Below are 18038 nucleotides of genomic sequence, written 5' to 3' on the forward strand. Positions count from 1 at the left end.
TACAGTCTTTAATGGGCGGCGGATTTACCATCGATAATCCGAATGCTATTGGTTACTTATGGCTGTGTTTTTTTCCTTTAAATAAAGCAGCGGAGAATGTGGGTAATTGAAACACTCTAGATCGAGCATCTAACCTAGATATGATTAGATGCTTTTTTATGGACTAAATTGGTGACGACAATTAATGAAGTAATTAATGAAGTATCGATTTTATTTATTATTAAAACCAGCTTTATCTGAATTATGATTTTGTTGGACAAATAATCAATCCCTATCCCATTCTTTGTTACAGTCTGGACATTTCCATTTAATAATCCTATCAGCTGCTATACTGCTTATACCAATTTTTCGTGTGAAATAGGAAGAACCATATACTTTCTGCGATTCTTTAGGAATAGGTTCTCCTTGCAAATCAGCATTGCAATATGGACAACATTCTTTGTTATCTCTCATGAAACCACTCCTTTAAATAAATACCTTTGCGTTTTAATATAGCAGATTTAAGTACAACTGTATTACCTTTTCAATAGGATTGTTTTCTACTATATGAATGCTTGAATTATAAAGCGTAAGCAAATATAATAGAAATTAAGTCAATCGGTCAAAGTTCGGAAAGTGACCGTTACACATGAACGTAAACAAATAGCGATATATAGGGCGTTGGTGGCGAAAGTCATAGTGGTAAGCTAAGCCGTCGGTCGGGAGTTCGAATCTCTCCTGGGACGTCATGAGTTTAATTTTAATCACGATTTTAAAAAAGGGAAACGTCGTTAAGTGTTGATATATCAATACTTAACGACGTTTCTCTTTTTTATTGACTTCAGTGTTGAATGATGCAAGAGGTTTTTGTCTTGGATAAAAATTAAGGAAACTTATGGTTTCTAGAAAGTGGTGTTATATATGTATCACCATACTAAGAGTAAAGGAGATTTAGCGGTTTTAAAAGCTCAGGTGGATTTGTTTGAAAAAGGCTATATGATCTTACTGCCACATACTGAGCATGCCCCATTTGATTTAGTTATTTATCCCGCATTAACGGGCTGTAAGACCCCCACCTCAACATTGCAGAAAAAGCGCAGACGTGTAGGTGGGGGATCAACAGCCCGTAAACGCCCGATCCGTTCAACTAACAATCAGTGGGGGATGAAAAAAACCCCTACTGATTGAAGTTTCACTTTATAAAGACGGTTCATTCAAGCGAGTGCAAGTGAAGTATAGGGAGTTAAATTCAAAAGGAATTATCGAAATTAGATTTCGCTCAACTTACTGCAACTCTAACGGAACAGTTAATACTCCGAAAGCATTAAACTTTCTAACGCGTTAGATAAATCAACGAGTTTAGAAGGTTTTTTTATGATGCCAAAAGAAACACTATGTTTCCTTTTCTCCGTCTTCAAAACATCCCCTTACAAAATTATGTTGTTATATCACTAAAAACTTAAAAAGGGCTCTCATTTGTACCTTTTGTCCATTCCGTTTCAAGCCTCTTGAATAGTATATAAAAGCATCTAAAAAGGGGGGAAGGATCGCTTCTAAATGGATTTATATTGTGAGAAACCAGCAGGTGAAGGCCGGTAGTTTGGAACAAAAATAAAATCTATTATTGGAGGATGGAAATATGGGTAAGAAGCATTATGATTACTATGATGACTACGATCATCATAAAAAAGAAGAAAAAACGAGCGATTGTCATAAAAATAAGCACCACCATCATGAGCATCAAAAACATGAGCAAAAAGAGATTCAGTGTGAATTTGTAAAAGCAGAAACTCTTTCAGAATGTAAAAGCTATCCGGTTTGTCCAGATGCCGCGTATGGTCCATTTATTGCGAAGCTTCCTGTTGTATTAGCGGAAGTATTCGTTCAAATCCCTGTCGAAGCGGAGGTGCCTATGCCGAAGTTTGTCTATGAAATTAAAAGAATTAAAAAGAATATTCATATTACCCAATGTGAAGTGGTTCCGTTGCCTTCGATGAAACACCACGATAAATGTCATCAACATCATGATAAACGCCATCATCATGATGAGGAAATGGTGAAGCTATTTTTAGAGGGATTTGTAGAGAAGAATATTGAGTATGTAGAGGATTGCTCTGGTCCTGTTTATCATCATACGGTGAAAGTGCCGTTTAGATGTTTTACGGAAATTGAAGTAGAGGATTTAAAACCTTTCAAGAAAAGCTTTAAATCTGGCTTTGAATATAAATTTATCGCCAAAAATAATCATGAAGCCGATCGAGAAAAGCATTTCCAAACAAGCTCTGAGTTTTTCAATGAGAAACCTTTCTGTGAAATTGTTGATGCCGATATTAGTGAATTTGATTTTCTTGAAAATGACTATAAGTCGTATAAAAGTAAAATCACAGAAAAAATGGCTATTCACTTGACGGTGAAGGTGCTTCAAGTTCAACAGCGATGGATTAACAAGCATAAGCACGATCATAAATGCGATTGCAATCACGATTAAGCCAACGCTCGATCGTTTCGTTGAATCAGTAAGACCATACTGCTAGTTACGGCGGTATGGTTTTATTATGCTTGCTTTTTTTTTGAAAAATATCGTGCTACACTTACAGAAATGAAATAGAAAGGAAATGGCTGCTGATGCGGTCCATTTGAATCTATCAATGATCGGGTGACCACTAAATGAAAAAGAAAAAATGGATAAAAAAGGGGAATTTATTTGTTTTTCCGGGAACGGCTCAAGAGTTGATCCGTAAAGGAAGAGTGGCGCTAGAGGAGAACGATTATAATCACGCGGTACTTTATTTAAAAGAGGCGCTTCAATATCCTTTAGAGGAAGAGGGGGATGTGAAGATGGCCTTATTGCTTGCTCTATATGAAAGCGGTCAAGATGAACAAGCTCTTTCGTTATGCACCGATATGTTGCATCAAGGAATTGGTGAATATTTTGATGTGCTTGACGTATACATTCTCATTTTAATGCAGCAAAAAAAATATGAGGAAATTTATACAACATTATCTGCTTTAATGGAAGAAAAGCAGCTTCCTGAAGCGAAAAGAGAGAATTTCGAACGGCTGTTAGCGCTGAGTAACAAAATGAAGCAAGCTCCTTCAACAAAGGAAACGCGGCTTTTTAGCGGACAGGAGAGTTTGCAGGAGCAAACGATGAAATTGATGGAATTAGTCAACCAAAATATTCATCCTTATAAAAGGGAATTGGCAGCCCTGTTGAAAGATGCTGCCACCCATCCGTTTGTGCAAACACTCGTTTTAAATGTGCTGAAAGAGCACGGTGTGGAGCAGCTGACGGAAGTTAAGAAATTTTCTTTTCACCAGCAAGTAGTGCCAGCTATGTTAAAGGATGTATTTGAAAATCCATATTACCAAGAAGTGATTCATCTTTTGGAAGAACAACTTAGCCAGACAAATCCTGTGCTGTTAGAGCAGGCGAAAGAGTATGTGCAACGTCATTTTTTCTTGCTGTATCCATTTGAACCGGAAGATGTATCTCCTGAGAGCTGGGTGAAAGCCTCTTTATGTCTCCTTCAATCGTATTATGAAGAGGCGCCAGACGAGGGGGAATTAGATAAAGAGGTGAGCCGCAGTCTTGCCTTTATGAAGGAACTAGATGAAATTTCTTCACCTATTATGTAGCCTTTTTCTTGAAAGAGCATCATCGTGTGTTATAATGTAAAGGTCGTAAAGTGTCCTTTTTGTTTAATGGTTAACATACATAGGGCGTTCGAACACAATAAAATGTTCAATTTTATTATCAATTTATAGATTTTTGGAGGGAACTTTTTATGTCTGCAAAATGGGAAAAATTAGAAGGTAACCAAGGCGTTCTTACAGTAGAAGTAGATGCAGAAACAGTGAGCAACGGCCTTGATGCTGCATTTAAAAAAGTAGTAAAAACGATTAACGTACCTGGATTCCGTAAAGGAAAAATGCCTCGTGCAATGTTTGAAAAGCGCTTCGGTGTAGAATCTTTATATCAAGATGCTCTTGATTTCATTCTTCCAGAAGCATATGGAAAAGCGATCGAGGAAGCAGGCATTGAGCCAGTGGATCGTCCAGAAATCGATATCGAACAAATGGAAAAAGGCAAAGAGTTAATCTTCAAAGCGACTGTTACAGTTAAGCCTGAAGTAAAACTTGGAGAATATAAAGGTCTTGAAGTAGAAAAAATGAGCACAGAAGTGACAGAAGAAGACGTTCAAAACGAATTGACTTCTTTACAAAAACGTCATGCGGAGCTTGTTGTGAAAGAAGACGGAAAAATTGAAGCAGATGATACAGTTGTTCTAGACTTTGAAGGCTTTGTAGATGGTGAAGCATTTGAAGGCGGAAAAGCGGAAAACTATTCATTAGTGATCGGTTCTGGCACGTTTATTCCAGGCTTTGAAGATCAATTGATCGGCATGGCGACTGGCGAAGAAAAAGACGTGGAAGTAACATTCCCTGAAGAATATCATGCGGCAGAGCTTGCTGGAAAACCAGCTGTATTCAAAGTAACGATTCACGAAATCAAATCTCAAGAGCTTCCTGAGTTAAACGATGAGTTCGCCAAAGAAACAGATGAAGCAGCGGAAACTCTTGCTGAACTAAAAGAAAAAATTCAAAAGCGTTTAGAAGAGCAAAAGAAAAACGAAGCAGAACAAACTCTTCGCGACACGCTTGTTGAAAAAGCAGTAGAAAACGTAGAAGTAGATCTTCCTGAAGTAATGGTAGAAACAGAAATCGACCGCATGCTTCAAGAATTCACTCAAAACCTTTCTATGCAAGGAATGAACCTTGACCTTTATTACCAATTCTCAGGTCAAAGTGAAACAGACCTTCGCAACCAAATGAAAGAAAACGCTGAGACTCGCGTTCGTACAAGCTTAACTCTTGAAGCAATCGCTGTTGCAGAAAATCTTGAAGTAACAGAAGAAGATGTAGAACAAGAGTTAGCAAAAATGTCTGAGCAATTCAACTTACCAGTAGAAGACATCAAAAAAGCATTAGGAAGCACAGAAGGCATGAAAGGCGATTTGAAAATCCGCAAAGCAGTCGAATTCCTTGTAGAAAACAGCAAAACTAGTGCATAATAGAAGTAAGGGAAGACAAGGCGCGAATCTCTCGTGCCTTGTTTTCTACCATTACATAAAAACTTTTGTGTTTTAAGTCATAGTTCTATACGTCACACATTATATATACAGAAAGCCTTTTTATTTTCAGGTATGTGTATAAATGTGTTACAATGCAGTACATAACTTTTCAAGAACAGAAGTGAGTAATCAAATTTAATCATTTGTTTCATATTATTCTCTATAAGGGGTGACATATTTTGTTTAAGTTTAACGATGAAAAAGGGCAATACAAATGTTCTTTCTGTGGAAAAACACAGGATCAAGTTCGTAAGCTTGTTGCTGGTCCTGGCGTGTATATATGCGATGAATGTCTTGAACTGTGCTCGGAAATCGTCGAAGAAGAGCTTGGAACAGAAGAAGAAGTAGAGTTTAAAGATGTTCCAAAGCCAACAGAAATTCGTGATATTCTTGACGAGTATGTGATTGGACAAGAACGGGCAAAAAAATCGTTGGCGGTTGCTGTTTACAATCATTACAAACGAATTAACTCCAACAGCAAAGTAGACGATGTTGAGCTTTCGAAAAGTAACATTTGTTTAATCGGGCCGACGGGAAGCGGGAAAACCCTTCTTGCTCAAACATTGGCGCGTATTTTAAACGTACCATTTGCCATTGCCGATGCCACTTCTTTAACGGAAGCTGGATATGTAGGGGAAGATGTAGAGAACATTCTTCTTAAGCTAATTCAAGCAGCGGATTATGATGTAGAAAAAGCCGAAAAAGGCATTATCTACATCGATGAAATTGACAAAGTAGCCCGTAAATCTGAGAACCCTTCGATTACGCGCGATGTGTCTGGTGAAGGTGTGCAGCAAGCCTTATTGAAGATTTTAGAAGGTACAGTGGCGAGCGTTCCTCCACAAGGCGGCAGAAAGCACCCGCATCAAGAATTCATCCAAATTGATACAACCAATATCCTCTTTATTTGCGGAGGAGCTTTTGATGGTGTCGAATCGATTATTAAACGCCGTTTAGGACAAAAAGTGATTGGCTTTGGTGCCGACACAAAACAAGAAGAAGTAAGCGATCAATCCCTTCTTGCGAGACTTGTGCCGGAAGATTTATTAAAGTTTGGATTAATTCCAGAGTTTATCGGACGTCTTCCAGTTATCGCAAGCTTAGAACAATTGGATGAAGAAGCGTTAGTAGAAATTTTAACAAAACCGAAAAACGCATTGGTGAAACAATATCAAAAAATGCTTGAAATTGATGATGTAGAGTTAGTCTTTGAAGAAGAAGCTCTTCGTGAAATTTCGAAAAAAGCAATCGAGCGCAAAACAGGTGCTCGTGGGCTTCGTTCCATCATCGAAAGCATTATGCTAGATGTGATGTATGACTTGCCATCACGCGAAGACGTGAAAACATGCATTATCACAAAAGAAACAGTAACAGACGGTGCGCCACCGAAATTGCTAGGCGAAGACGGCCAAAACATCGACCAAAACACAAAAACACCGGCGTAAAGAAAAGCGGAGCCGACTGCCCTGGGGCGATCAGCAGATGACGGACCGGCAAGATGGTGCTCTTTGCCATGAAGCCGGGCTCGGCATCTGACTAGAGCCCCAAGGAGGCGGAGCTGGACAAGAAAAGCGGAAGCGCCTTGTTTAGCCCCGACAAGCAAAAGGCGAGCCAGCTGAAAGGTTGTTCTTTAACCTTTTGGCTGGCTTGGTTTTTGACCTCGAGGGGTTAGGCGCTTGTAGCTGGACAAGAAAAGCGGAGCCAAAACAGGACAGTGAAAGTTATAAGTAGCTGTCCTTTTTCGCGTTGTTTTTATATAAAGGCTTGATTCAATTAGAAGGTTAATGATGCTCTTCTTAGAAGAAATAAGACTTTCTCATCAAGTCTACTGTAAAAAACGGATGATCTGTGCCTTAACTGGAAATACTGAAAAATTAAGTATAAATCATTTTTTAGTACAGGAGGGTACCAGATGGATTGGACGACAGTAGCTATTGTAGGACAGTTTATATTTGGAGTGATCATTAGCTTTTATTTTTTAACTTTGCTGAAAAAACAGCACGCTAATAAAATAACGATTGACCGGGAATCCAAAAAAGAGATGGAAGCGTTAGAGAAAATGAGAGCGATTTCGTTAACGAAGCCGCTAGCTGAGAAAATCAGACCGGCAAGCTTTGCTGATGTAATCGGGCAAGAAGAAGGGATTAAAGCGTTAAGAGCCGCTCTTTGTGGTCCGCATCCCCAGCATGTTATTATATACGGACCGCCTGGTGTCGGCAAAACGGCGGCTGCGCGGTTAGTGTTAGAAGAAGCAAAAAAGAGTCCGAAATCGCCTTTTACAGCTGATTCGGTGTTTGTTGAGTTAGATGCGACAACAGCTCGGTTCGATGAAAGAGGCATCGCCGATCCTTTAATCGGGTCGGTGCATGACCCGATTTATCAAGGAGCCGGAGCGCTCGGCCAAGCAGGGATTCCCCAGCCGAAAAAAGGGGCAGTAAGCGATGCGCACGGAGGGATTCTCTTTTTAGATGAAATTGGTGAATTGCATTCGATTCAAATGAACAAGCTATTAAAGGTGCTAGAGGATCGGAAAGTATGGCTTGAAAGCATTTATTATAGTGAAGAAAATGAAACGATTCCGAAGCATATTCATAATATTTTTCAAAAAGGGATGCCTGCTGACTTTCGCTTAATTGGTGCCACGACGAAAAGACCCGAAGAAATTCCAGCAGCCATTCGGTCACGCTGCCAAGAGGTCTTTTTTAATGAGCTACACCATAAAGATCTCGTGGAAATTGCCAAAAAAGCAGCTGAAAAGGCACAAATGACGATAACGGAAAAAGGGCTATCCTTAACAGCGAAATATACACGCAATGGTCGGGAAGCGGTCAATTTAATTCAAATGGCGGCCGGGCTAGCGATGATGGATAATAGAAGTGAGATTCGTGATGAAGAAGTAGAATGGGTTGTTTATTCTAGTCGCCTTTCACCCAAATGGTTGCCTTCTATACCTGAAAAAGCCATGATCGGGATCGTTAATGGGCTGGCGGTTACTGGTCCTGCTAGCGGAGCCTTATTGGAAATTGAAGCGCTTGTCATCCCGACAACAAGTGCTAGCTCGGTGGTGGTGTCTGGCATTGTAGAGGAAGAAACCTTTAATCAGCCAGGTAAATCCATTCGGCGTAAAAGTATGGCTAAAGGATCAGCTGAAAATGCATGGACGGTATTAAAATCTTTAGGTGTCCCTGTCGACCAATTTGATATTCACCTTAACTTTCCGGGAGGTATTCCTGTCGACGGTCCATCGGCTGGAGCAGCTATGGCTGTGGCGATTTATTCAGCGATTTACCGTCATCCTGTGAACCATACAGTAGCGGTTACTGGAGAAATTAGTTTGTCGGGGAGAATTAAACCGGTTGGCGGTGTAAGACAAAAGGTATTAGCAGCGAAGGAAGCAGGAGCGAAAAAGGTGTTAATTCCGCATGAAAATGACCTTCTTGATTTAAATGGGCTCGAAGGAATTACGATTGTTCCTGTTGCTCATTTAAGGGAAACGTTTGAACACTTTTTTGATAAGCAGGCTGAAATACAAGGGAATCAGCATTCAGAGGCGCTATAAGGAAAGGCTGCTCGGTAAAATGCTAAACATCTCCAGGAGGTTTTGATCAAGCAGCGGAGATACTAGCTGTTTTTAGCGGGCAGCCTTTTTATTATGGGGATGAATCAAGCGTGGAATGCAAGTGATCCTCTTCAAAGAATAGACACTCCCTTTTAAATAAGATAGAATTAAAAAAAGTATGCATGTTTTAGGAAGAAAGCAACATAGAGATCAACAGGGAATAGCTTGTCTCATGTTGTAATTGATGGAGGTAATGTTTATGAATAATCAACCAGTACATACTGTTCCCCTCCTGCCGTTAAGAGGCTTATTAGTTTATCCAACGATGGTACTGCATCTTGACGTAGGTCGCGAGCGTTCCGTTCAAGCATTGGAACAAGCGATGATGGACGATCATTTGATCTTTTTGGCTACCCAAAAAGATACGAATATAGATGACCCGATTCAGGAAGATTTGTTTGAAACAGGGACATTGACAAAAGTGAAGCAAATGCTCAAACTGCCAAACGGAACGATTCGTGTGCTAGTAGAAGGAATAGAACGGGCAACGATCGAAACATTAGAAGATAAAGAAGACTACTTTTTAGCTACTGTTCGCACACAGGCAGATGACAAGCAAGTAAATGCGGAACTTCAGGCGCTCATGCGCACGCTTTTGCAATATTTTGAACAATACATAAAGCTTTCTAAAAAAATATCCGCTGAAACATATTCCACTGTAGCGGATATTGAAGAGCCGGGTAGATTGGCGGATATTGTAGCCTCTCATTTGCCAATCAAATTGAAAGAAAAACAGGAGATTTTGGAAACGTTCGATGTGAAAGAGCGTTTAAATCTCATTATCCAATTATTGAATAATGAGAAACAGGTGCTGAGTTTAGAGAAGAAAATTGGGCAACGTGTAAAAACGTCGATGGAGCGCACGCAAAAGGAATACTTTTTGCGTGAGCAAATGAAAGCCATTCAGCAGGAACTTGGAGAGAAGGAAGGAAAAACCGGCGAAGTCGAAGAATTGACGAAGCGCATTGAAGAAGCGGGGATGCCTGAAAATGTGGAAAAAACCGCCTTAAAAGAACTGAGCCGTTACGAAAAAATCCCTTCTAGTGCAGCGGAAAGTGTCGTTATTCGCAACTATTTAGATTGGCTCCTTGCGTTACCGTGGTCGAAAGCAACAGACGATGATCTCGATGTGTCTCACGCAGAAATGATTTTAAATCGCGACCATTATGGCTTAGAAAAAGTCAAAGAACGAGTATTAGAATATTTAGCGGTTCAACAGCTGACGAAATCATTGAAAGGTCCAATTCTTTGTTTAGCAGGACCTCCAGGAGTGGGGAAAACCTCTCTAGCTCGTTCAATTGCTGAATCACTCGGCAGAAACTTTGTCCGTATTTCCCTTGGGGGGGTGCGAGATGAATCGGAAATTCGCGGCCATCGCCGCACCTATGTTGGAGCGATGCCGGGACGTATTATTCAAGGAATGAAAAAAGCGGGAACGATCAATCCTGTATTTTTGCTAGACGAAATTGATAAAATGTCGAGCGACTTTAGAGGAGATCCGTCCGCTGCCTTACTAGAAGTTCTGGACCCGGAGCAAAACCATAACTTTAGCGATCATTACATTGAAGAAACGTACGATCTTTCGAATGTCATGTTTATTGCAACAGCGAACGATTTAGCGACGATTCCAGGGCCGCTCCGTGACCGAATGGAGATTATTACAATTGCCGGCTATACAGAAGTAGAAAAAACACATATTGCGATGGAACATTTATTGCTAAAACAAATTGAAGAGCATGGATTAGCGAAAAGTCAACTGCAAGTCAAAGAAGAAGCGATACAAGATATCATTCGCTACTACACGAGAGAAGCTGGCGTGCGCAGTCTTAAGCGGCAGTTAGCGTCTATCTGTCGAAAGTCGGCGAAAAGAATTGTATCCAACGAGCGTAAGCGAATCGTCGTGACGAGCAAAAACATAGAAGAGTTTCTAGGAAAGAAAATGTTCCGTTACGGCCAAGCCGAAACAGTTGATCAAGTTGGAGTAGCGAATGGACTGGCTTATACGGCTGTGGGCGGAGATACGCTGCAAATTGAAGTCTCGCTTTCTCCGGGAAAAGGGAAATTAATTTTAACGGGTAAGCTTGGAGATGTGATGAAAGAATCTGCTCAAGCAGCCTTTAGCTATGTCCGTTCGAAAACAGAAGAGCTGCAGATTGAAACGGATTTTTATGAAAAATATGATATTCATATTCATGTGCCAGAAGGAGCGGTGCCGAAAGATGGCCCATCTGCTGGCATCACCATGGCAACGGCTCTTGTGTCGGCTTTAACTGGTCGTCCGATTCGCAAGGAAGTTGGCATGACAGGAGAAATCACTCTGCGCGGACGCGTATTGCCAATTGGAGGCGTGAAAGAAAAGTCATTGGGAGCGCATCGTGCAGGATTGAAAACGATTATTCTTCCGCAAGATAATGAAAAAGATATTGAAGACATTCCAGAAAGTGTGCGTAAGGAATTAACATTTGTTCTCGCTTCCACTATGGAAGATGTGTTAAAAGTAGCATTAGTAGGTGAAAAGAAATGAAAGTAAATCAAGTAGAAATGGTCATTAGTGCGGTGAAGCCTGAACAATATCCAGACAGTACTTTGCCGGAGTTTGCCCTAGCTGGACGCTCCAATGTCGGAAAATCATCCTTTATTAATAAAATGATCAACCGCAAAAGCATGGCTCGCATTTCCTCTAAGCCAGGGAAAACACAAACGCTTAACTTTTATAAAATTGAAGAGGCGCTTTATTTTGTCGACGTTCCTGGCTACGGCTTTGCAAAAGTTTCTAAAAAAGAGCGCGAAGCATGGGGGAAAATGATTGAAACGTATTTAACGACGCGAGAACCACTGAAAGCGTGTGTGTTAATTATCGATTTAAGACATCCCCCAACGGAAGATGATGTCATGATGTATAACTTTCTTAAGCATTACGAAATTCCAGCGGTTGTTATCGCCACAAAAGCGGATAAAATTCCAAAAGGGAAATGGCAAAAACATTTGAAAGTGATCAAGGAAAAGCTTGAATTTGAGCCGGAAGATGATATCATCATTTTTTCATCTGAAACAGGTCAAGGGAAAGACGAGGCTTGGAAAGTACTGCAAAGACGAATGAAGAATTAAAAAAAAGCAACGAATCCACTTGAAGGATTCGTTGCTTTTTTCATATGTGATTGCTACTCGTGCAAATGTGGTAAAAATCATGTTAAAAGACTAGTTATCTTTGAATCGCTGGTCGTTTCACCCATTTGATGTATATGTATTGCAAGATCTTTTTTTGATATCGCTTGGAAATAATGTAGATCGGCGGGTACAATAAACAAATGAAAATGGCAATGTTAATGAGCATGCCGATCATAAATGTCCGACCGAGCGAAAGGCTTGTAAGAAGCGATTGGTCAAGTGACGCTGAATGATTCGCTACTTGTTCAATGACATCGCCTAAATCATCCGGAAAAACAAAGCGTCCTGTTAGTAAGTTCAAGTAAAACAGCACTGGAAATACCCACATTAATGAAATGCCCCCTAAAAAGCCAGCGATGGGATTTCCTTTAAATAGTTTGGCAATGGCAACAGAGACCAATACGCCAACGCCAAAGGATGGCACAAAGTTAATCGAAGCCCCTAAAGTAAAGCCGATCGAAATACTGTGGGCGCTTCCTTTTAATCTGAAAAACTTCAACAGTAAATATTTTACCCTCCGTTGTATCGTTTGAATCATTTCTCTGCTCCTTATTTCTTTTTAATAAATAACAAGTAACCACCGATAATGACTAGAACAATCGGCCAAAATTGCCATAAAGAAAGAGCTCGGTTTTCAAGGACACCTAACCATTGCACCACTTTGTCATAAAAAAGGGTGATGATGGCTAAAATAAGAAATAATAAACCTTGAAATAGGCCTTTTCTCGTTTTTTGATATTGCATTAAAAATCCAAGTGAAATAATTAAGATAAAGACACCGGTATCGTTGGACCAAAAATTAAAGTGATTGACAACATGAAAGTGAATGCCAAAGCCTGTTAAAATGACGCCTGGCAAAATACCGCTGGCCTCATTTCCACTGTATGATTCAGCTAAAAAGGCTAGCCCAATCACGATGAGTAAAGTAGGCCAACTTAAAAAAGGCTGGATACTCTCAATCCCTGTCTGCTGTAAGAAAAAGTACAATCCAAACCCGATTAAAATCACGCCTGGAAATAATCGTTGTTGCTTCATCCACTATTTTCCCCGCTTTCTTTGTCGCAATCTTGAATCTTACGTCTCATTTTGTTACTCTATTTAAAGGGATTATATCAGTTACTGTCTATTTGTTTCTATTTCACTGCTTTTAATGTTAGCATATGTTCACAATTTGCGAAAAAGGAAATTTTTTTCCGTGGTATAATAGAGCCAATAGATTCTTTCGGGGGTGTCATGAAACGTGCATATTATTGTGGTGGGACTGAACTACAAAACGGCCCCAGTGGAGATAAGAGAACGGTTATCTTTTAATGACTCTGATTTGGAGAAAGCGATGTCAGAGCTTCAAAATCAAAAAAGCATTTTAGAAAATGTGATTTTGTCTACTTGTAACCGGACAGAAATTTATGCGGTCGTCGATCAACTCCATACAGGGCGATATTACATTAAAGATTTTTTATCAAAATGGTTTAAGATTGAAAAGGAAGAGTTTACACCTTTTCTATTTATTTATGAGCAAGAAGCAGCTGTTGAGCATTTGTTTAAAGTAGCGAGCGGATTAAACTCAATGGTGCTTGGCGAGACGCAAATTCTTGGACAAGTGCGCTCGAGCTTTTTGCGCGGTCAAGAAATTGCGTCTACTGGTACGGTATTTAACCATTTATTCAAACAAGTGATCACGTTAGCGAAAAAAGCGCATGCCGAAACGGATATTGGTGCCAATGCTGTATCTGTCAGCTATGCGGCTGTGGAGTTGGCGAAAAAGATTTTTGGAAATTTACAAGGAAAGCATGTGCTTGTTGTCGGAGCGGGAAAGATGGGCGAGCTGGCTATTCAAAACCTGCATGGCAGCGGTGCAACGAAAGTGACGGTCATCAATCGAACGTTTGAAAAGGCGGCCGTATTAGCAGAACGTTTTGATGGAGATGCCAAAACGTTACAGGAGTTGCAATGCGCGTTAGTGGAGGCGGACATTTTAATCAGCTCAACCGGATCCAAAGATTATGTAATTACAAAAGAAAGAATGGCTATTGTGGAAAAGATGCGTAAAGGCAAACCATTGTTTATGGTGGATATTGCTGTTCCGCGCGATCTTGACCCTGCAATTTCTGAACTCGACAGTGTGTTCTTATATGATATTGATGATCTTGAAGGAATTGTACAAGCCAATCTTGCGGAGCGTCAAAAAGCAGCGGAAAAAATTGAGCTGATGATTGAACGTGAAATTGTGGCATTTAATGATTGGATCAATATGCTTGGCATCGTTCCAGTGATTTCTGCTCTTCGTCAGAAAGCGCTCTCTATTCAAGCGGAAACGATGGAAAGCATCGAACGAAAAATGCCGAATTTAACGGATCGTGAACGGAAAGTATTGAGCAAGCATACGAAAAGTATTGTGAATCAAATGCTCAAGGATCCGATCTCACAAGCAAAAGAATTGGCGGGAGATAAGAAGGCCGCTGAAAAATTAGAGCTGTTTATGCAAATCTTCAATATCGAACAAGAAGTAGAGGAACAAAAGCAGGCAAAAGTCGCAGAACAACGCGTTCAAGTAGCACAAGCAAAGCCTTTATTCCAAGTGTAAGTGAGGTTGCACGATGTTATTTGAACAAGAAATGACAAGAATACATGAACTGATGGTCATTTTATATGCAGCAAGTATCATGTTCTATTTCATTGACTTTTTAAATCAAAACAAGAAGGCGAATCAAATCGCCTTCTCGATGTTATCGATTGTTTGGGTACTTCAAACAATCTTTTTATTTCTTTATATGAAGCAGACTGGTCGATTCCCTGTGCTTACCCTTTTTGAAGGGCTTTATTTTTATGCCTGGATATTGATTACGTTGTCATTGGTGATGAACCGACTGCTGAGAATGGATTTTATGGTGTTTTTCACGAATGTGATTGGCTTCGTTATTATGGCGATCCATACATTTGCGCCTGTGCAAGTAGAGTCCCAAGCGATGGCGGAAAAGCTTGTGTCTGAGCTGTTATTTATTCATATTACAATGGCAATCCTTTCTTATGGGGCCTTTTCCTTATCGTTTATTTTTTCTTTGCTTTACTTGCTGCAGTACAGGCTGCTCAAAATGAAAAAATGGAGCCAGCGTCTTTGGCGGATTGGCGATTTACAGAAGCTGGCGAAGCTCTCTTATATTTTTAATGCGACCGGAGTGCCGATTTTGTTGTTAAGCCTTATTTTAGGGCTAACTTGGAAAGTGATGAAGCTTCCGGATGTCAGCTGGTTTGATGTGAAAATCGTCGCTTCATTAGTATTGTTAACGATCTATAGTATATTCCTATACTTAAAAGTCCGACGGGGAGTGTATGATAAAACATTAGCGCAATTAAACTGCGCGGCTTTTTTAATCGTATTAATTAATTTCTTCCTAGTGAGTCGATTTTCATCGTTTCACTTTTGGTATGCATAAAGGTAGGAGAATAAAATGAGAAAGATTATTGTTGGTTCACGAAGAAGTAAACTAGCGTTAACACAAACCAATTGGGTCATCGCTCAATTAAGAAAGATCAACGCTGATTACGATTTTGAAGTGAAAGAGATCGTGACGAAAGGGGATCGTATTTTAGATGTGACCCTTTCAAAAGTTGGCGGGAAAGGCTTGTTCGTAAAAGAGATTGAGCAAGCGATGCTCGATAAAGAGATTGATATCGCTGTACATAGTATGAAGGATATGCCAGCTGTGTTGCCTGAAGGGTTAACGATCGGCTGTATTCCAGTACGCGAGGATCATCGCGATGCCTTTATTTCTAAAGGACATATTAAGCTGGCTGATATGCCGGCAGGTGCAGTTGTTGGTACGAGCAGCCTTCGACGAAGTGCGCAAATTTTAGCTGTTCGTCCTGATTTAGAAATTAAATGGATTCGCGGAAACATCGATACACGCCTAGCGAAGTTAGAAACAGAGGAATATGACGCGATTATTTTAGCGGCGGCTGGTCTTGCACGTATGGGCTGGTCTTCTGATATCGTCACTGAATTCCTTGATACCGAGCTATGTGTCCCAGCTGTCGGACAAGGGGCTTTAGCGATTGAGTGTCGCGAGGCTGACGAAGAAGTTCTAGAGTTACTTGCAGCATTTACTTCACAGGAGACGAAGCAAACGGTAGAAGCAGAAAGAGCGTTTCTTCATCAAATGGAAGGTGGCTGTCAAGTGCCGATTGCTGGATTTGCGACGATCGAAGGCGATGAAACACAATTAACGGCTTTAGTTGCTTCCCCAGATGGAAAGACGATTTTCAAAGAAGTGGTTAAAGGAAAAGATCCTCAAGCGGTTGGGGAACAAGCAGCGGCCCTTTTAAGTGAACGTGGAGCGAAGAAGCTCATTGAGGACGTGAAAGCGGAGCTGGATGCGTAAATGACAGTCCGTCTGCCGCTCGGTAATAAACGTATTTTAGTGACACGTCCAAGAGGACAAGCGGCCCCATTTATTGATAAAATAAAAGCAGCCGGGGGAATAGCCTATGCTGTTCCCTTGATTGCTTTTCGGGCAGTTCAAGCTCCGAATGAAGCGATCGTTGTTAGCAAGCTATATACATATGATTGGATTGTGTTAACGAGTAAAAACGGCGTCGATTTTTTCTTTCAGCAGCTGGAAAAAATGGGCGTTGATCGCAAGCGGATTTCCGCTCGCTTTGTTGCAATTGGCACGAAAACAGCCGCTGTATTGCAGGAATATGGCTTTCAAGCGGATTATATTCCGGAAAAATTTTCTGCCGATCAATTGGCAAAAGAGATTGAACTAGGACTTTTTCAAGCACAGAACGTTCTTATTCCTAAAGGGAATCTCGCTAGAACAACGATTGCTGAGGCGCTTCGAAAACAAGGTGCACAGGTAGAGGAGTGGATCGTATACGAAACCTTTTTTCCTAAAGAGGAAAAAAGCCGTCTCCTTCAGCTTTTGCAAAGCGAGCGGCTAGATGTGATTACGTTTACGAGTCCATCAGCTGTTCGCCATTTTATGAATGCGATCGAAGAAGCAAATCTTTCGCTATCAGCGGTGATTGCCTGCATTGGACCAGTGACAGAAGCAGTAGTAAAGAAATTTGGTCTTTCCGTCTCGATTTGTCCAGAGGAATATACGATCGAAGCATTGATTGAAGAAATGGCTCAATACTTCAGAAAGGAAGAGGAATAATGGAATTACAATTTACACGTCATCGTCGTTTGCGACAATCAGCAAATATGCGCGCCCTTGTTCGTGAAACGGTGCTTCAAAAAGAAGATTTAATTTACCCGCTATTTATTGTTGAGGGAGAAAACATTAAACATGAAGTATCCTCGATGCCAGGCGTGTTCCAACTATCCCTGGATCGTTTGCACGAAGAAATGGATGAAATCGTTTCTCTCGGTATTAAGTCGGTCATTTTATTCGGTGTACCTCATGAAAAAGATGCAACAGGAACAGGTGCTTATCACTCTCACGGGATTGTGCAGCAGGCGACTCGCGTGATTAAAGAACAATATTCAGAGATGATCGTAATTGCAGATACATGTCTTTGTGAATATACCGATCATGGCCACTGTGGTGTGATTGAAGGCGGAAAAGTATTAAACGACCCATCCCTTGATTTATTAGCGAAAACAGCCGTTAGTCAAGCGGAAGCGGGAGCTGATATTATTGCTCCTTCTAACATGATGGATGGATTTGTCGCTGCTATTCGCAAGGGGCTAGATGAGGCTGGCTATACGGATGTGCCAATCATGTCTTATGCCGTGAAATACGCTTCAAGTTTTTACGGACCCTTCCGCGATGCGGCCGATTCAACACCGCAATTTGGTGACCGGAAAACGTATCAAATGGACCCAGCCAATCGCCGGGAAGCACTGCGTGAAGCCCAATCCGATATGGAAGAAGGCGCTGATTTCTTAATCGTGAAGCCTGCCCTTTCTTATTTGGACATTATTCGCGATGTGCGCAATCATTTCAATGCACCCGTTGTTGCTTACAATGTCAGTGGAGAGTATTCCATGGTGAAAGCTGCAGCGTTAAATGGCTGGATTGATGAAAAAGCAGTGGTCATGGAGAAATTAACAAGTATGAAACGAGCAGGATCTGATTTAATCATTACTTATTTTGCAAAAGATGTAGCCCGTTGGCTGAGCGAATAAAAGG

At 40.8% G+C, this 18038-nt stretch carries 15 protein-coding genes and 2 pseudogenes; 14 read left to right on the forward strand and 3 right to left on the reverse strand.

Annotation, left to right across the window (positions count from 1 at the left end; translation table 11 throughout):
* Positions 1-264: 264 nt before the first annotated feature.
* Positions 265-453 carry a hypothetical protein gene (locus tag IRB43_RS01070; protein ID WP_203361578.1) on the reverse strand — a complete coding sequence of 63 codons (189 nt, stop codon included), beginning with the start codon at positions 451-453 and terminating at the stop codon, positions 265-267.
* A gap of 447 nt (positions 454-900) precedes the next feature.
* Between IRB43_RS01070 and IRB43_RS17750 the strand changes: the two are divergent.
* From IRB43_RS17750 to yihA, 9 genes and pseudogenes are all read left to right on the forward strand, one after another.
* Positions 901-1020 (forward strand): annotated as a pseudogene (locus IRB43_RS17750) (group I intron-associated PD-(D/E)XK endonuclease); the annotation flags it as partial.
* A gap of 157 nt (positions 1021-1177) precedes the next feature.
* Positions 1178-1267: pseudogene (locus IRB43_RS18130) on the forward strand (group I intron-associated PD-(D/E)XK endonuclease); the annotation flags it as partial.
* Between the two features lie 351 nt (positions 1268-1618).
* Positions 1619-2467 (forward strand): CsxC family protein, encoded by an 849-nt coding sequence (locus IRB43_RS01080; protein WP_203361580.1) that lies wholly within the window; start codon positions 1619-1621, stop codon positions 2465-2467.
* A 179-nt stretch (positions 2468-2646) separates the two neighbouring features.
* Positions 2647-3618: a tetratricopeptide repeat protein gene (locus IRB43_RS01085; protein WP_203361581.1), complete on the forward strand. Its 972-nt coding sequence runs from the start codon at positions 2647-2649 to the stop codon at positions 3616-3618.
* Positions 3619-3767: 149 nt separating this feature from the next.
* On the forward strand, positions 3768-5054 hold the full coding sequence (gene tig / locus IRB43_RS01090) for a trigger factor (protein ID WP_203361582.1): 1287 nt from the start codon (positions 3768-3770) through the stop codon (positions 5052-5054).
* A gap of 239 nt (positions 5055-5293) precedes the next feature.
* Positions 5294-6559 carry an ATP-dependent protease ATP-binding subunit ClpX gene (gene clpX / locus IRB43_RS01095; protein WP_203361583.1) on the forward strand — a complete coding sequence of 422 codons (1266 nt, stop codon included), beginning with the start codon at positions 5294-5296 and terminating at the stop codon, positions 6557-6559.
* Positions 6560-7026: 467 nt separating this feature from the next.
* Positions 7027-8673 (forward strand): ATP-dependent protease LonB, encoded by a 1647-nt coding sequence (lonB, locus tag IRB43_RS01100; protein WP_203361584.1) that lies wholly within the window; start codon positions 7027-7029, stop codon positions 8671-8673.
* 259 nt (positions 8674-8932) lie between these two features.
* The gene (lon, locus tag IRB43_RS01105) at positions 8933-11257 is read left to right on the forward strand and encodes an endopeptidase La (RefSeq protein ID WP_203361585.1); all 2325 of its coding nucleotides are present in this window, start codon (positions 8933-8935) and stop codon (positions 11255-11257) included.
* Complete coding sequence (yihA, locus tag IRB43_RS01110; RefSeq protein WP_203361586.1) at positions 11254-11841, forward strand: ribosome biogenesis GTP-binding protein YihA/YsxC; 588 nt, start codon at positions 11254-11256, stop codon at positions 11839-11841. Before lon ends, yihA begins: the two co-directional genes overlap by 4 nt.
* A 94-nt stretch (positions 11842-11935) precedes the next feature.
* On the opposite strand, the gene IRB43_RS01115 is transcribed toward yihA, so the two are convergent.
* Positions 11936-12439, reverse strand: a complete 504-nt coding sequence (locus IRB43_RS01115) for a DUF2062 domain-containing protein (RefSeq protein WP_203361587.1) — start codon at positions 12437-12439, stop codon at positions 11936-11938.
* 11 nt (positions 12440-12450) lie between these two features.
* The gene (locus IRB43_RS01120; protein ID WP_203361588.1) at positions 12451-12936 is read right to left on the reverse strand and encodes a LiaI-LiaF-like domain-containing protein; all 486 of its coding nucleotides are present in this window, start codon (positions 12934-12936) and stop codon (positions 12451-12453) included.
* Positions 12937-13141: 205 nt separating this feature from the next.
* On the opposite strand from IRB43_RS01120, the gene hemA reads away from it, so the two are divergent.
* From hemA to hemB, 5 genes are read left to right on the forward strand one after another with little or no spacing between them, the layout of a single operon-like run.
* Positions 13142-14485 carry a glutamyl-tRNA reductase gene (gene hemA, locus IRB43_RS01125; RefSeq protein ID WP_203361589.1) on the forward strand — a complete coding sequence of 448 codons (1344 nt, stop codon included), beginning with the start codon at positions 13142-13144 and terminating at the stop codon, positions 14483-14485.
* Positions 14486-14498: 13 nt separating this feature from the next.
* Positions 14499-15335, forward strand: coding sequence for a cytochrome c biogenesis protein CcsA (gene ccsA, locus IRB43_RS01130; RefSeq protein WP_203361590.1), 837 nt, complete (start codon positions 14499-14501; stop codon positions 15333-15335).
* 15 nt (positions 15336-15350) lie between these two features.
* Positions 15351-16280, forward strand: coding sequence for a hydroxymethylbilane synthase (gene hemC, locus IRB43_RS01135; RefSeq protein WP_203361591.1), 930 nt, complete (start codon positions 15351-15353; stop codon positions 16278-16280).
* A complete protein-coding gene (locus IRB43_RS01140; protein WP_203361592.1) occupies positions 16281-17060 on the forward strand; it encodes a uroporphyrinogen-III synthase in 780 nt (259 codons plus the stop codon). It begins immediately after the preceding gene.
* Positions 17057-18034: a porphobilinogen synthase gene (gene hemB, locus IRB43_RS01145; RefSeq protein ID WP_203361978.1), complete on the forward strand. Its 978-nt coding sequence runs from the start codon at positions 17057-17059 to the stop codon at positions 18032-18034. The genes IRB43_RS01140 and hemB overlap by 4 nt, the downstream gene beginning before the upstream one ends.
* The last annotated feature ends 4 nt before the right edge of the window (positions 18035-18038 follow it).

This window comes from Bacillus sp. REN10, from assembly GCF_016820555.1.
GTDB lineage: Bacteria > Bacillota > Bacilli > Bacillales > Domibacillaceae > Bacillus_CE.

Excerpts from the sequence above, each read along its gene's own strand:
- IRB43_RS01120 (WP_203361588.1), bottom strand. The coding sequence starts at position 12,936 with ATGAAGCAACAACGATTATTTCCAGGCGTGATTTTAATCGGGTTTGGA.
- tig (WP_203361582.1), top strand. The coding sequence starts at position 3,768 with ATGTCTGCAAAATGGGAAAAATTAGAAGGTAACCAAGGCGTTCTTACA.
- IRB43_RS01080 (WP_203361580.1), top strand. The coding sequence starts at position 1,619 with ATGGGTAAGAAGCATTATGATTACTATGATGACTACGATCATCATAAA.
- IRB43_RS01140 (WP_203361592.1), top strand. The coding sequence starts at position 16,281 with ATGACAGTCCGTCTGCCGCTCGGTAATAAACGTATTTTAGTGACACGT.
- IRB43_RS01115 (WP_203361587.1), bottom strand. The coding sequence starts at position 12,439 with ATGATTCAAACGATACAACGGAGGGTAAAATATTTACTGTTGAAGTTT.
- hemC (WP_203361591.1), top strand. The coding sequence starts at position 15,351 with ATGAGAAAGATTATTGTTGGTTCACGAAGAAGTAAACTAGCGTTAACA.
- IRB43_RS01070 (WP_203361578.1), bottom strand. The coding sequence starts at position 453 with ATGAGAGATAACAAAGAATGTTGTCCATATTGCAATGCTGATTTGCAA.
- lon (WP_203361585.1), top strand. The coding sequence starts at position 8,933 with ATGAATAATCAACCAGTACATACTGTTCCCCTCCTGCCGTTAAGAGGC.
- ccsA (WP_203361590.1), top strand. The coding sequence starts at position 14,499 with ATGTTATTTGAACAAGAAATGACAAGAATACATGAACTGATGGTCATT.
- lonB (WP_203361584.1), top strand. The coding sequence starts at position 7,027 with ATGGATTGGACGACAGTAGCTATTGTAGGACAGTTTATATTTGGAGTG.
- IRB43_RS01085 (WP_203361581.1), top strand. The coding sequence starts at position 2,647 with ATGAAAAAGAAAAAATGGATAAAAAAGGGGAATTTATTTGTTTTTCCG.
- yihA (WP_203361586.1), top strand. The coding sequence starts at position 11,254 with ATGAAAGTAAATCAAGTAGAAATGGTCATTAGTGCGGTGAAGCCTGAA.